The sequence below is a fragment of the Sphaerisporangium sp. NPDC004334 genome, from assembly GCF_053602655.1.
In genome coordinates, this window is the sequence record NZ_JBSGDZ010000011.1 from 257866 (window position 1) to 272562 (window position 14697).

The following is a 14697-nucleotide window of genomic DNA, read 5'->3' on the forward strand; positions in this document are numbered from 1 at the left end:
CAAAGCCACAGAAACCTCATGGACAACTCGTGTCACACTAGCGGGCGATCTGGAGGGATGGCGACGGCCACCCGAAATATTCCTGACTTTTCCTGTCATGTGAGCCAGGCTCGCACCTGGGCGGGCGAGCCTGGGCGCCGGCAGGCCGTTTGACCCGGGCCACCTGGGTAGGGCTGAGCTCGAGACCGAGAAGCGATGAGGAGGCGACGATGACCACCTTCGGATACTTTCTGTCCAGCGAGGAGCACGGGCCGAGAGAGCTCGTCCACCAGGCCGAGCTGGCCGAGCGGGCCGGGTTCGAGAACCTGTGGATCTCCGACCACTACCACCCGTGGCTGGACGAGCAGGGCCAGAGCCCGTTCGTCTGGTCGGTGATCGGCGCCATCGCCCAGGCCACCTCCCTGCCCGTCACGACCGCGGTCACCTGCCCGCTGGTCCGCATCCACCCGGCGGTCATCGCCCAGGCGGCCGCCACCAGCGCGGCGATCAGCCAGGGGCGGTTCCGGCTCGGCGTCGGCACCGGCGAGGCGCTCAACGAGCACATCCTCGACACCCGGTGGCCCCCGGCCGCCGAACGGCTGGAGATGCTGGAAGAGGCCGTCGAGGTGATGCGCAGGCTGTGGACCGGCGAGCTGGTCACCCACCGCGGGACCCACTACAAGGTCGACACGGCCCGCCTCTACACGCTGCCCGACCAGCCGCCGCCGGTCTACATCTCCGGTTTCGGCGAGAAGTCGGTCGAGCTGGCCGGGCGCATCGGCGACGGCTACATCTGCACCGGTCCGGCCGCCGAGCTGGTGGAGAAGTTCCACGCCGCCGGCGGCAAGGGCAAGCCGGTGCAGGGCGGGCTGAAGGTCTGCTACGCCGAGGACGCCGCGCAGGCCCGCAAGACCGTCCACCGCCTGTGGCCCACGCAGGGCATCCAGGGCGAGGCGTCCCAGCTGCTGCCGCTGCCCCGCCACTTCGAGCAGCTCGCCGAGATGGTGAGCGAGCAGGACGCGACCGCCTCCACTCCCTGCGGCCCGGACCCCGACGAGCACGTCGAGGCGATCAAGAAGTACATCGACGCGGGCTTCGACGAGGTCTACATCAGCCAGATCGGCCCCGACCAGCAGGCGTTCTTCGACTTCTACGCCAAGGAGGTCCTCCCCCGCGTGCGCTGACGGCGCCGCTCCCCGGCCGGCGACCGCCTCCGCGCGGCCGCCGGCCCCGGCGCGCACGCCTCTTCACGAACCCAACCCCTGGAGGAAGGGCGTTCACGTTTAAGCGCCGTTGTACGGGAAGACCGCACTTCACCTGGAGCTCAGTGTGAGCCGCCCGGGTGCCGGGCGAAAGGGGTGCGTCGTTGGACGGTTCGCGCGTGAGCCGCACGGCCGTGGTGGCCGTCATGGCCGCGGCCCTCGCCGCGTGCGGCGGGGTGGGCGCCAAGACGGGCGAAGCGGCGGGCGGCGGGCGCAGCGGCGGATCCGGGACGCTGACCACGATGGGGTTCGGCCTGCCCGACGAGATCGCCACCGTGCGCGTCGACGCCTTCAAGAAGGCCCATCCGGACACCACCGTGCAGATCAACCAGGGCCAGTTCGACGAGCAGGCGTTCCTGTCCGCCGTCGCGGCGGGCGACCCGCCGGACGTCGTGTACATGCCGCGCGAGCGCATCGGCGGCTACGCCGCCCGCGGCGCCATCCAGCCGCTGGACACCTGCGTCTCCACCCAGAAGATCCCGACGGGCGACTACTACCCGGCCGCCCAGCAGCAGGTGCGGTACGCGGGCAAGTGGTACGGCATTCCCGAGTTCTACAACTCGATCATCCTGCTGGTCAACGACAAGGCGGCCAAGGACGCCGGGGTCGACCCCGCGTCCATCGACACCTCCGACTGGGACGGCCTGGCCCGCCTCGCCACGAAGATGACCAAGAGCAGCGGCGGGAAGATCGAGCGGTTCGGCTTCTACCCCAAGCTGCCGGAGTTCCTGCCGCTGTGGGCCAAGGCCAACGGCGCCGACCTGCTCTCGCCCGACGGGCGCACCGCCCACCTGGACGACCCCAAGGTGGTGGAGGCGCTGGAGTACGTCTCCGGCCTGGTCCAGGCGCAGGGCGGCTGGACCCGCCTCAAGGCGTTCACCGACACCTTCGACTACTTCGGCGCGGAGAACCCCTTCGCCAAGGACCAGATCGGCGCGATGCTCACCGAGCAGTTCCTGGTCAGCTCGATGGCCGGCACCAACCCCGGCGCCGGCATCACCGTCCTGCCGTTCAAGGACCGCCAGGGCCATCCGGTGAACAACGTCGGCGGCAACGCGTGGGTGGTGCCCAAGGGCGCCGGGAACCCCGACGCCGCCTGCGCGTGGATGAAGACCATGACCTCGGCCGACACCTGGATCGCCGCCGCCAAGGCGCGCGCGCGGAAGCGGGCCGAGGAGGGCAAGGTCAACATCGGCACCTACACCGGCAACATGAAGGCCGACGAGGTGATCTTCTCGCAGGTCGTGAAGCCGAGCGGGCACCGCCCCTACGACCAGGCCGTCACGACCATCCGCTCGGTCCAGCGGGCCGGGTTCGTGGTGCCGCAGTCCGGAGCCGCCGCCGAGTTCACCAAGGCGTGGCAGGACGCGGCGGCCCGCGTGCTCCTCGGCAGGCAGAAGGCCGGGCCGGCGCTGAAGCAGGCCCAGCAGGAGGCGCAACGCGCCCTCGACGACGTGAACCACTGACGACGGCGCCGCCGCCCGGGCGGTCGCGGCCGGCGACGAGGAACCACACGGAAGGAAGGTGGAGAACATGACGCACCGCATTCCCGCGATCCCCGCGACCCGTGAGGGCGACACCATGGAGGACGAGGGCATGGTCGCCCTGTGGTCCAGGATCGGGTGGGAGTGACCGGAGAGCACCCACCCGCGGCCGGCGGGGGCGGGCCGCGAAGGTGAGAAGGCCGCGCGCCGAGACACGGTGGGCGTACGTCTTCCTGCTGCCGTGGCTCATCGGCCTTGTGGTCTTCCAGGCCGGGCCCATGGTCGCCAGCCTCGTGCTGTCGTTCACCGACTACGACCTGATCGACAGCCCGCGCTTCGCCGGCCTCGGGAACTACGCGAAGATGGCGCAGGACCCGAAGGTCGCCCGCGCGGTCGGCAACACCGTGCTGTACACGCTTTTGCACGTGCCGCTGGCCATCGTGCTGGCCCTGGCCCTCGCCCTGGTGCTGAACCGGGTCACCGGCCGCGCCGCCGAGGTCTTCCGCACGGTCTTCTACCTGCCGTCCATGACGCCGTACGTGGCGGTCGGCGTGCTGTTCCTGTTCCTGCTCAACGGCCAGGCCGGCATGGTGAACCAGTTCCTCGGGCTGTTCGGGGTCCAGGGGCCGCAGTGGACCACCGACCCCGACTGGGTGCTGCCGGGCATCGTCCTGATGTCCCTGTGGAACCTCGGGTCCACCACGATCATCCTGTTCGCGGCGCTGCGCAACGTGCCGAAGGAGCTCACCGAGGCCGCGATGATCGACGGCGCGGGACCCTGGCAGCGGCTGCGCGCGGTCACGCTGCCGATGATCAGCTCGGCGCTGTTCTTCGTGGTGATCATCAACACCATCACCTCGCTGCAGATGTTCGACCAGGTGTACACGATGTTCTTCGGCAACCAGATCGCCCAGCAGTCCTACGGCGACGCCGCCCTGTTCTACGTCGTCTACCTGTTCCAGCAGGGGTTCCAGTTCCTGCACATGGGCTACGCCTCCGCGCTGGCGTGGCTGCTGTTCGCGGTCATCGCGGTGATCACCCTGGTCCAGGTGAGGGTGGGCCGCAGGCTGGTGTACTACGAGGCCGAGGAGCACGCCGGATGACCGCCGTCGACCACCCCGCCACCATGGTGGCGGCGCTCGAGGGGCACGCGGGATGACCGCCGTCGACCACCGGGCCGCCGCGGTGGCGGCGCCCGCCGAGACGGGAGGGCCCGCCGCCGACACCGCCGGCCGCGGCACGCGGAAGGTCTTCTTCTACACGATCCTGGCCGCCTCCTCCGCGGTGTTCCTGTACCCGTTCGTCTGGCTGGTCGTCGCCTCGCTCAAGCCGCGCGATCGCACGTTCGCCGACCCGTTCCTGCCGTGGCCGCGGCCGTTCGCGCCGCAGAACTACCTGGCGGCGTGGGACGCGGCGCCGGTGCTGAGCTGGCTGGTGAACTCGCTGGTCGTCGGGGTCGCCGCCGCGGCGACCGTCACGCTGTCCAGCGCGTTCGTCGCCTTCGGGTTCGCCTACTTCCGCTTTCCCGGACGCGACCTGCTGTTCGGCAGCGTGCTGGCGACCATGATGCTGCCCGCGGTGGTCACGCTGGTGCCGACGTACCTGATCTGGAACGGCCTCGGGCTGACCGGGACCCAGGTGCCGCTGTGGGCGGGCAACGTGTTCGGCTCGGCCTTCTACATCTTCCTGCTGCGCCAGTTCCTGCTGGGCGTGCCGCGCTACGTCTTCGAGGCCGCCCGGGTGGACGGGGCGTCGTACTTCGACCTGTTCTGGCGTATCGCGCTGCCGCTGTCGCGGCCGGCGCTGATCATCGCCTTCGTCTTCGAGCTGAAGGCGAGCTGGTTCGACCTGATGCGGCCGCTCATCTACCTGCAGGACCCCGCGCTGTTCACGCTGCCGCGCGGGCTGAAGGCCATCGTCGACCAGTTCTACCAGGGCGGCGACCCGAAGTGGGAGATCGTCCTCGCGGCGAGCGTGGTCACCACGCTCCCCCTGGTGCTGGTCTTCTTCCTCGGCCAGCGCTACTTCGTCCAGGGCATCGCCACCACCGGCCGCCGCGGCTGAGCCCGGCGCCGGCGCGTCCCACCGGGGCCGGCCGGGCCCTCCCCTGGCTCCACAGCGGACTCCTCGTTGCGGTGATCGGACAACCATGTTTACCATATGGGCAACCAGGTTGACCTTTTGCGGCGACGTCGCCGCGTACGGAAAGAGGGCCCCATGTCCCCCAGCACGTCCCTCGGCACATCTACCGGCACATCTACCAATACGACCGCCGACGTCTTCCCCGATCTGACTCCCGAGTCCGCGCCCGCCGGCGCCCGCGCCGCCATGGAGGGCGCGCGCGAGAAGCTCGGCCACCTCCCGGCCGCGGTGGCGCGGATGGCCGCCTCTCCCGAGGCGCTCAAGGGTTTCCTGGGGGCGAACGCCCTGTTCGAGCGGACCACCCTGGCCCCGCTCGACCGGGAGGTCGTCGTCATGACCGTCGTCACCCGCAACGCCTGCCACGTCTGCGTGGCGATGCACACCGCGGCGCTGTCCCGGCTGGAGGCCGCGCCCGAGCTGGTCGAGGCGCTGCGGACGCGGGCGCCGCTGCCGGATGCCCGCCTGGAGGCGCTGCGGCGCTTCACCCTCGCCGTGATGGACCACCTCGGCGCCGTCCCCGAGCAGGAGACGCGCGCCTTCCTTTCCGCCGGGCACACGCCGCGCAACGCCCTGGAGGTCGTCCTCGGCGTCGGCGCCTACACCATCTCCACCTACGCCAACCGGCTCACGGGCGCCCCCGTGGACCCGGCGCTCCAGGCCTTCGCGTGGGAGGAGGAGGCGGCCTGACCCCGCGCCGCCGGGCGGCGGCAGGCGGTAAATGCGATTACTTCGCACCTGCCAAACTTTCCTCATTACCGATAAAATGCCTTCGGCGGCACCGCCTTTCACCCCCGAGATAAGGATGTCGTCGTACATATACGGCAAATTGCTCAGAGTCGCTTCTGGAGGTTCCGCAGACAAGTGCGGCCTTTGAGCAGTTGTACGCCCTTGCGATGATCAGCGATATCCGGCGGCACGCAAAAGCGGGACGGGGCAGTCCGTAAGCCCGTCCCGCGCGCCGCCGCCGGCCCGGCGAACGGCCGCGCGCCCGCGCGCTCGCGCAGGTGATCCCGGCCACGCGACATCTCCCCCACCTTCCGGCGCGCGAGCCACCCCCTACCCGCCCCCGCAACCGACCCCAGCGTTGGACGGCCACCCGGAAAGCGCGGCACGCCACCCCCCCGTACAAGTGAATACCGCGTTCGTTGACGATCGATCTGGCTGATGTGCACCATCACGAACACTCACAGATTCGCCCCGATCTGGAGATCCCTGGGGGGGTTGCACATGCCACGTGTCATCGAATACACCGACCCTGTACACGGTTGCCCGGGCTATTTGGTATATGACCGGGAAGATTGCCGTCTGGCCGCCGGCGGGTTCCGCGTCCAGCCGGGGCTGAAGGTCCAGACCCTCATCGACCTGGCCGAGCGCATGACGCTCAAGCAGCGCGTGCTCGGCATCAACGTCGACGGCGCCAAGTCGGGGCTCGCCTACGACCCCATGGCCGCCGACGCCGAAGAGGTGATCTCGCGCTTCCTGTCGTTCGTCTCCGGCGAGCTGACCACCCGCTACAGCATGGGCTGCGACATGGGCACCCGGTTCGAGGACCTGGAGCGCCTCGCGGCCGGCGTCGGGCTGCGGTCGGTGAAGTACGCGGTCAAGAACGCCCAGGGCTTCTCCGACGAGGAGTACTTCGCGCGCATGGGCCTGCTGGACGCCTCCGTCGGCCGGCGCACCGTGGGGCAGCGGCGCGCCGGACACGTGGTGGCGCACTCCGCCCTGGCCGCCGCCGACAGCGCCGGGTACCTGGCGACCGGGCTGCACGTCGCCATCCAGGGCTTCGGCAACCTCGGCAGGGCCGCCGCCGAGTCGCTGGTCGCCGAGGGCGCCGCCATCGTCGCCGTCGCCGACGCCTACGGCTGCGCGGTGCACCCGCGCGGCCTGGACGTCACCGCGATGCTGGAGCACGACCAGTCGCGGCCGGTGTCGGAACAGACCTCCCGGCTGGCCTGGCTGCCCGGAGAGACGCTGTTCGACCTGCCGGTGGACGTGCTGATCCTCGCCGCCGTCGAGAACGCCATCACCGTCGAGCAGGCCGAGGCCCTGCAGGCGCCCGTCGTGGTCGTCGGCGCCAACTGCGGCCTCAGCGAGGCCGCCGAGCAGGTGCTCAACGAGCGCGGCGTGCTGGTCGTGCCCGACTTCATCGGCGGCATCGGCGGGTCGGCCTCGATGGAGACGCTCTTCGGACCCGCCACGCTGCCCGAGCCGCACGAGGTGCTGGACAACGTCGCCTTCCTCACCCGCGAACTGGTGATCGACGTCATCGCCGGCTCCCGCACGCGAGGGATGTCACCGCGGCAGGTAGCGCTCGACATCGCGGCGAACGCCCCCGTTCACCCCGACCAGCCCCCGTACGGCCACAGCCCCTACGCCCGCGCGAGCCGGCGTCCGAAGGGCAACCGGGTCGCGACCTCTGCGTCCCGCCGCAGTGGCCTCATCGCCTCAGGAGAGAACCTATGAGCACCGAGCAACCGTGCCGCCACGAGCGCAGCCACATCGTCGACTCCGCCTTCTACGGCCACCGCTACAGCACCGCCGCCAGCCGCCGCATCTTCTGCGACCGCTGCCGCTTCCAGCGCTGGCTCGACGTGGAGGCCGCGCTGGCGCTGGAGCAGGCGGCCCTCGGCATCATCCCGGCCGACGCCGCCCAGAAGATCGCCGCCGCGGCGAAGGTGGAGCGGCTGGACCTCGGCGCCGTCCGGGCCGAGATCCGGCGCACCAGCCACTCGCTGGTCGGCCTGCTGCGGGTGTTCCAGGCGTCCGTCCCCGACGGCGCCGGTGAGTTCGTCCACTACGGCGCGACCACCCAGGACATCCAGGACACCGCCCAGTCGCTGGAGATGCGCGACGTCGTGGACGCGATGGAGCACGAGCTGCTCGCGATCGTCACCCGGCTGGCCGACCTGGCCGAGACGCACGCCGAGACCGTCGCGCTCGGCCGCACGCACGCCCAGCCGGCGCTGCCCATCGGCTTCGGCCTGAAGATCGCCGGCTGGATGGACGAGATCCTGCGCAGCGGCGAGCGGCTGCGCGCCCTGCGCCCGCGCGTGCTGACCGCCGAGCTGTTCGGCGGCGTCGGCACGATGGCCGGCTTCGGCGACCAGGCGATCGACCTGCTGCGCGGCTTCTCCGCCCGCCTCGGTCTCAGCGCCGCGCCGCTGGCCTGGCACGTCGCCCGCGACCGCATCGCCGAGTTCGTCTCCACCCTGGCGATCGTCGCCGGGACCATGGGCCGCATCGCCGACGAGGTCCGCCTGCTGGCGCGGCCGGAGTTCGGCGAGGTGGAGGAGGAGTGGCGGCTCGGCCGGGTCGGCAGCAGCACGATGCCGCACAAGCGCAACCCCGAGGCGTGCGAGCAGACCGTCATGCTGTCGCGCCTGTCCGCCGGCACGGTCGGCGTGGCGCTGGCCGCGATGAGCGGCGACCACGAGCGCGACTCCCGGTCGCTGCGCCTTGAGTGGGCGTGCGTGCCGGAGGTGTCGCACTACACCCTCGCGGCCTGCGACATCACGCGTCTCATCGTCGACGGTCTGAAGATCCACCCCGACCGGCTGCTGGAGAACACCAAGGTCGTCGCCGGGCAGATCGTGACCGAGCGGCTCATGCTCGCCCTGGGCAAGCACATCGGCAAGCAGACCGCCCACGAGCACGTCTACGAGCTGAGCCAGGAGTCCCGCAGCACCGGCACGCCGCTGGAGGACCTGATCCGCCAGAACGGCGTCGCGCAGCACCTCAGCGAGGAGGAGCTGGCCGGAATCTTCGACGTCTCCTCCTACCTCGGCCACTCCTCCGAGCTCACCATGTACACCGTCGCGCAGGCCCGCGCGTGGGCGGCGGAGACCAGGCGCCTGCTGGGCAAGCCGGTGAAGGAGACCGCTCTTGCCCACCACTGAGGTCCGGGCCACGCTGGCCGACGTCCGCGAGATCACGCTGCCGCGCCCGCTGTTCGCCGGCATCGCCGGGCACGTCGTCCGCAAGCTCACCGGGCACTACATCGAGGGGGAGGTGTCCGAGCGCAAGGCGTTCGGCCTGCTGCTCGGCCGCCAGGCGGGGACGACCCTGCACGTGGCGGCCGTGCTCCCCCTCCTGGCCAACATGCGCAGGGACCCGGACATCGCCGACGACATGGACGAACTGGTCGATCAGTACGCCATCCCCTCGGAGACGCCCAACGACCAGCGGGGGTGGATCGCCCACCCCCGCGAGCTGATGGACGCCGAGGACTTCTGCGACGAGCACGGCCTCGCGGTGGTCGGCAACTACCACACCCACCGCGTCCCCTGGCCGCAGGACCCGCGCCGCGACACCTGCACCCGGCTGGACCGGCTGCTCGCCGAGGAGTCCGGCCAGTGGGTGTTCATCGTCTCGGCCACCGACCTGCACCGCATCACGGTGCGCGCCTTCTACGAGGGACAGAACGACCGCGAGGCGGACGTCCGGCTGCTGCCGGCCGCCCCCCACGCCATATCCATCGACAGGAAGAGCCATCGATGAGTTATATAGAGGACTACGCGCAGGTCACCGGCTTCCACGGTCACAAGTGCCCGGGGTCGGCCGTCGGCCTGCGCATCGCGCACGTCGCCATCTCCCACCTCGGCCGGCACGGCGCCGACAACGAGGTCGTCGCGGTCGGCGAGACCGACGGGTGCGCCATAGACGCCGTCCAGGTGCTCACCGGGTGCACCGTCGGCAACCGCCACATGATCCTGCAGGACAACGGCAAGGTGGCCTTCACCTTCTGGCGCGTCTCCGACGGAGCCGGACTGCGGGTCACCGCCAAGCCCGGCAGCGAGGCGTTCCGCGGCGAGGAGCTGTGGGCGCTGGCCCACAAGGTGGAGGGCGGCACGGCCACCGGCGAGGAGCGCGCCCGCTTCTCCCAGGCGCAGGCCGAGCGCATCCAGCGGATCCTCGCCGCCCCGGTGGACGAGATCCTGCTCATCGAGCCGGTCGCCGACGAGGCCCCCGCGGCCAAGAAGTCCCGGCCGCACGCCCCCTGTGACGGCTGCGAGGAGCTCACCAGCACCGCCGTGCTGCACGACCACCGCGGCCGTCTGCTCTGCCCGCCTTGCCACCTCGCCGCGCACGGCGGCGTGCTGCCCCCCGACCACGCGGGCCACGGCCATGGCCACGGCCACGGTCACCAGGCCGAGCACAAGCACGGCCATGGCCATCTCCAGCACAACTGACCCGCGCCGGCGGTCCGCCCCGGCCCGCGGCCGGCACCACGCCGCGCCGCGGGCCCCGCTGGCGATCCGAGAAAGGGAATCTCATGTCCGATGACTTCGCCGCCGTCTTCGAGGCGCCCGTCGACCAGGCACCCGACCTCGACGAGCTGGTCGTGGCGACGATGACGTGGCACTTCTCGCCCTCGACCGGCAGCCGGTTCTGGATCGAGCAGGCCGCCTCGTTCGGGTTCGACCCACTGTCGGACGTCAAGACCTACGACGACCTCCAGCGGCTCTTCGCCGACGTGAAGATCGACTGGAGCACGATCCCCGCCCACACGCTCGTCCCCCGCGGCTGCCTCGACCGGCCCGGGCGCTTCGGCGTGTACGAGTCGGGTGGCACCACCGGCGCGCCCAAGCGCATCGTCGACGCCACCTCGCGCAGGCGCAACATCGAGTACCAGAGCATGTTCCTGGACGAGCAGGGCTTCCCGAGCGGCGGCAAGCAGGCCGGATGGCTGCACATCGGGCCGACCGGCCCGCACGTGATGGCCAAGAACATCGGCAACCTGACCGAGCTGCGCGGCTTCCTGGCCTACTTCGTCGACCTGGACCCGCGCTGGGTCAAGCGGTGCATCGCCACCGGCCGCCAGGACGAGTCCGACCGCTACATCGACCACATCCTCGACCAGGTCAGGGACGTGCTGCTGTCGCAGGACATCCAGGCCGTCTCCAGCACCCCCCGCATCCTGGAGCGCATCGTCGCCCGGCCCGACGTGTACGAGCCGCTGCGCGAGAAGGCGCGCGGCTTCATCTGGGGCGGCACCAGCATCGACGCCGAGACGCTGAGCCTGCTGGAGAACGAGGCCTTCCCCGGGGCCAAGTTCGCCGGGGCGTACGGCAACACGATGATGGGCATGGCCCCGCAGCGCACCCGCGTCGAGGGCGACCCGTCGCCGTGCGTCTTCCGCCCGTTCTACCCCTACACGGTGGTCGACGTCGTCGACCCCGTCGACCTCACCACGACCGTGCCGGTCGGCACCCGCGGCGTCGTCAAGATCACGTCGCTGACCCGCGACCTGTTCATGCCGCCCACCGTCGAGCGCGACATGGTCACGCTGCGCGCGCCGCTGGACGACCACCCCGGCGTCGAGGTCTCCGACGTGCGGCCGAACGAGACCGCCAAGGAGACCATCATCGAGGGGGTCTACTGATGGCCGTGGCAACGGCGTACAAGGTCCCGCTCATCCGGGCGGGCGTCGCCGCCAAGTCGGCCGAGACGGTGCTGCTGCGCGGCGTCGACGGCACGCCCCTGGCCGACGTGGACATGGCGCCGCCGCTGGCCGCCACGCTGACGGTCGCGGAGCTGCGGCGCCGCCCCGTCGGTGAGGCGCCGTCCGCCGAGACCTTCCGCCGCATGGGCGAGCTGTTCGGGACGGCCACGCTCAACGGGCTCACGCCGGCCGACTACTGCGAGATGCAGTCGCGCAGCGCCGGCGTGCCGATCTCCGTGGCGCGGCGCTCGGTCACCGACATGGCCGAGACCTGCGCGAACGCCCCTCTGCGCGTGGCCGCCGAGCGTCCGGCCGGCGCCGCGACGACCGTGGGGGCCGGGGAGATCAGGGCCGTGTGGCTGCGGCGCGGCGACACCCTGTCGGTGATCGCGCCGAGCAACAACCCGGGCACCCACACCCAGTGGGTGCACGCGCTGGCCTACGGCTACCAGTTGCTCGTGCGGCCGGGCACCCGGGACCCGTTCACCCCGTCGCGGCTGATCGCCGCGGCGCTGGAGGCGGGGATGGAACCGTCGCGCCTGTCGCTGCTGCCCGGCGGGCACGCCACGGCGGACGCGCTGGTCAAGGCGGCCGACCTGAGCCTGGTCTTCGGCGGTGACGCGGCCATCCGGCGCTACGCCGACAACCCCGGCCTGGTGCCGCGCGGGCCGGGCAGGTCCAAGGTCCTGCACACCGGCGCGATCACTGACCGGGCGCTGGAGGTGATCTGCGACTCGGTGGCCTACGACGCGGGGCTGCGGTGCACCAACGCCAGCGCCGTGTTCACCGACGGCGACCCGATGGAGCTCGGGCAGGCGATCGCCCGGCGGCTCGCCGCCCTGGTCGCCGCGCCGCCCCAGACCAGCGAGGCCCAGCTTCCGGTCATGCCGATCGAGCAGGCGCGGGCGATGCGCGCGCACCTGTCGTCCCGGCTGGCCGGGGCGGTGGAGGTCACCGCTCCGCTGTACCGCGACGGCGGGGTGGCCGACCTCGGCGACGGGTCGGCGGCGCTGCGGCCGGCCGTGCTGGTGTGCGACCGCCCCGACCACCCGGGCGGCGGCATCGAGCTGCCGTTCGCGTGCGTGTGGGTGCTGCCGTGGAGCCGGCGCGACCCGGTCACGCCGCTGAAGGACACGCTGGCGTTGTCGGTCGTGAGCGACGACGAGGAGCTGGCGCGGACCCTGCTGCGCGAGCCGTCGATCCGCAAGGTCGTCGTCGGCGGCCTGCCGACCCACGCGGCCGGGCCCACCAGCCCCCACGACGGCTACCTCAGCGGCGACCTCATGGAGGTGCGCGCCTACGGCGTCGCCAAGCGTCCCTGAAGGCGTCATGCCGCCACAGCACGAGCAGGGCCCGCGGCCGTCCCGGCCGCGGGCCCTTCGGTTCGATGTGCGGACGTCGGGCGCCGTCACCCCATCCGAGAATCCGGCGGATCGGGCACCGTACGGCGGCGCCGACATCCTGGCCTCGGATCGCGACGCATCGTAGGCGTCGTCCAGCTACAGATGCCTCTCGCCGACCCTCCTGTCCACCGTATCCCCGCCCACAGGGGAAGCGACCAAAGGCCAGGAGCACAGGTGAAGGAGCAATTGTCAAATCCTGTGTATCGACGAGTGTGGTCGGACTTCCCAGGCTGGCCGTTGGAGCTGCTCGTTGTCCACGATGATGTCGGCGTGGTCGGTTGGGCGGGCTGTGGCGAAGTAGAGCTGCTGGGAGGGGATATAGCGGTCGCGCCACGACCGTTCGATTTGGGCGGTGCCGGCGGTGGATCCGGCCAGTGCTGTGCCTCGGTCCCGGGCGCGATCTATCGTCTGCTCGAATGGGACGGACACGAAGATGCGCAGGTCCCACCGGTTGATGAGCTACGGGCGCAGGAGGAAGACGCCATCGAAGAGCAGTACGGCGTCCGCGGGGGCAGTCATGGCCGGCGGGGACGATGGGGTGTCGGTGCCGGTGTCGTAGACCGCGTGCTGGAACCTTCGGTCTCCGCCCGGGCCCAGCGGATCGAGCAGGACGCGGCACAGCGCGGCGTGGTCGTGGGCGTCGAAGTAGCAGCCTTCGGCCGAGTACTGGCCGCGTCGGTAGCGATGTGCTCGGGGGAAGAGGAAGTCGTCGATGGTCGCGCGGATGACGTCGCGGTCCTGGGCGCGCGGTGCGACGGCGAGTTCGTTGGCCAGCGTGGTCTTGCCGGAGGCGGGCGGCCCGTCGATGGCGACCCGCAGCGGGTGCGCGGTCGTGACGGATCTGATCGCCTCGGTCAGCCAGCTGATGAGCTCGCCGCGGGTGCCTTGGTCCATTGCCGCCTCTCTCATGGTGTCTGTGCAGCACCGCACGCCAGGCCGCGGCCGCCGGCCCGCGTTCGACGAGGACGCCTCGTTCGAAGCGGGCTCCGGCGCGGACGAGGGCGACGAGGTGGGGTACGTTGACCACGCGCCAACCGAAGGTCCCATCATCCCTGACGATCGCCCCACCGTCCGGCGAGGGAGAAGCCTCGCCCAGCAGAGTTCAGCCGCTGGTCAAACCATGTGCCGCCAGGCGAAGGCGTAGCCATGCCAGCACGATCTCTACCGGCGGCAGGCCGGACCACGCCAAGCCCGCCGCCGTCCTGCCGGAACGGCAGGACGGCGGCGGTCATGTCGGGCTTTGGGAGTCGGTGGAGGAGGAGAGTTCCGCCCAGGTGGTGGTCTTCCTGTGGCCGATGGCGAATCCCCAGCAGGTGGCGACCTCGTCGACCAGGCGCAGGCCCCGGCCTCGAAGATCCACCTCGTCGAGGTCACCGCTCCATTCCGGGAACGCCTCCGAGCCGGCGGGGCGCATGCAGGGGATCCCGTCAGAACCGTCGTCCTGAACCTCGATCCGCACCCGGGCGTCGACATGCAGGATGTACAGCGTGACGGTGCCACCTGGAAGCGACGACCGTGAGTGCTGGACGCTGTTCGACACCATCTCGGACACCACCAGCAGCGCCGTGTCCAGAAGAGGATCTCCGCCGAGCAGCTTGCGCGCGAACGCGCGTGCCACGCCGACCTGTTCTACCCGTCCGGCGAGAACGACGTACCCGGCGACCGTTCGCGCCCGCCATGCCGCCGCGGTTCTCTCGCCGTCGGCCGCCTCAGGGACGCGCTGCGCGGGTATCTGATACCGAAGCGGGACGTCGATGCGCAACACCTCGCGCTCAAGTACTTGTAGCACCCGAGCTCCAGCCCCCAGCAACTCCAATCGCCCTGCTTCTCGCCCCACCCTCGACCTCCACAGGCTTACGTGGCCCACGCATCCATATGCGCGGTGCGTTGATGTGTGGCCGTTCACCAAGCCCTCGTGACGAGAGCTCCACCGAACGTCACGTGCTGAATTTGCACCTGCACTTCTGAACGTGCAACCGATTCGG

At 70.9% G+C, this 14697-nt stretch carries 13 protein-coding genes; 11 read left to right on the forward strand and 2 right to left on the reverse strand.

Going from position 1 to position 14697, the window contains the following annotated elements:
- Positions 1 to 209 precede the first annotated feature (209 nt).
- The 11 genes from ACWEN6_RS16685 (at position 210) to ACWEN6_RS16735 (ending at position 12631) form a co-directional block, all read left to right on the forward strand.
- Positions 210 to 1163, forward strand: a complete 954-nt coding sequence (locus ACWEN6_RS16685) for an LLM class F420-dependent oxidoreductase (protein ID WP_452570973.1) — start codon at positions 210 to 212, stop codon at positions 1161 to 1163.
- Between the two features lie 197 nt (positions 1164 to 1360).
- Positions 1361 to 2707 carry an extracellular solute-binding protein gene (locus ACWEN6_RS16690; RefSeq protein WP_452570974.1) on the forward strand — a complete coding sequence of 449 codons (1347 nt, stop codon included), beginning with the start codon at positions 1361 to 1363 and terminating at the stop codon, positions 2705 to 2707.
- Positions 2708 to 2916: 209 nt separating this feature from the next.
- Positions 2917 to 3828, forward strand: coding sequence for a carbohydrate ABC transporter permease (locus ACWEN6_RS16695; protein WP_452570975.1), 912 nt, complete (start codon positions 2917 to 2919; stop codon positions 3826 to 3828).
- A gap of 52 nt (positions 3829 to 3880) precedes the next feature.
- Positions 3881 to 4789: a carbohydrate ABC transporter permease gene (locus ACWEN6_RS16700; RefSeq protein ID WP_452570976.1), complete on the forward strand. Its 909-nt coding sequence runs from the start codon at positions 3881 to 3883 to the stop codon at positions 4787 to 4789.
- 153 nt (positions 4790 to 4942) lie between these two features.
- Positions 4943 to 5554, forward strand: coding sequence for a carboxymuconolactone decarboxylase family protein (locus tag ACWEN6_RS16705; protein WP_452570977.1), 612 nt, complete (start codon positions 4943 to 4945; stop codon positions 5552 to 5554).
- 591 nt (positions 5555 to 6145) lie between these two features.
- Positions 6146 to 7330, forward strand: coding sequence for a Glu/Leu/Phe/Val dehydrogenase dimerization domain-containing protein (locus ACWEN6_RS16710; RefSeq protein ID WP_354841568.1), 1185 nt, complete (start codon positions 6146 to 6148; stop codon positions 7328 to 7330).
- Positions 7327 to 8763, forward strand: a complete 1437-nt coding sequence (locus tag ACWEN6_RS16715) for a class-II fumarase/aspartase family protein (RefSeq protein ID WP_452570978.1) — start codon at positions 7327 to 7329, stop codon at positions 8761 to 8763. Before ACWEN6_RS16710 ends, ACWEN6_RS16715 begins: the two co-directional genes overlap by 4 nt.
- Entirely contained in the window at positions 8750 to 9364 is a 615-nt protein-coding gene (locus ACWEN6_RS16720) for an MPN domain-containing protein (protein ID WP_354916265.1), read from the forward strand. Before ACWEN6_RS16715 ends, ACWEN6_RS16720 begins: the two co-directional genes overlap by 14 nt.
- Positions 9361 to 10056, forward strand: coding sequence for an FmdE family protein (locus tag ACWEN6_RS16725; RefSeq protein ID WP_452570979.1), 696 nt, complete (start codon positions 9361 to 9363; stop codon positions 10054 to 10056). Before ACWEN6_RS16720 ends, ACWEN6_RS16725 begins: the two co-directional genes overlap by 4 nt.
- A gap of 83 nt (positions 10057 to 10139) precedes the next feature.
- Positions 10140 to 11249 carry a phenazine biosynthesis protein gene (locus ACWEN6_RS16730; RefSeq protein WP_452570980.1) on the forward strand — a complete coding sequence of 370 codons (1110 nt, stop codon included), beginning with the start codon at positions 10140 to 10142 and terminating at the stop codon, positions 11247 to 11249.
- On the forward strand, positions 11249 to 12631 hold the full coding sequence (locus tag ACWEN6_RS16735; protein ID WP_452570981.1) for an aldehyde dehydrogenase family protein: 1383 nt from the start codon (positions 11249 to 11251) through the stop codon (positions 12629 to 12631). The genes ACWEN6_RS16730 and ACWEN6_RS16735 overlap by 1 nt, the downstream gene beginning before the upstream one ends.
- A gap of 540 nt (positions 12632 to 13171) precedes the next feature.
- Here ACWEN6_RS16735 and ACWEN6_RS16740 read toward each other — a convergent pair.
- Entirely contained in the window at positions 13172 to 13606 is a 435-nt protein-coding gene (locus ACWEN6_RS16740) for a hypothetical protein (RefSeq protein ID WP_452570982.1), read from the reverse strand.
- 334 nt (positions 13607 to 13940) lie between these two features.
- Entirely contained in the window at positions 13941 to 14528 is a 588-nt protein-coding gene (locus ACWEN6_RS16745) for an ATP-binding protein (RefSeq protein ID WP_452570983.1), read from the reverse strand.
- Positions 14529 to 14697 lie beyond the last annotated feature (169 nt).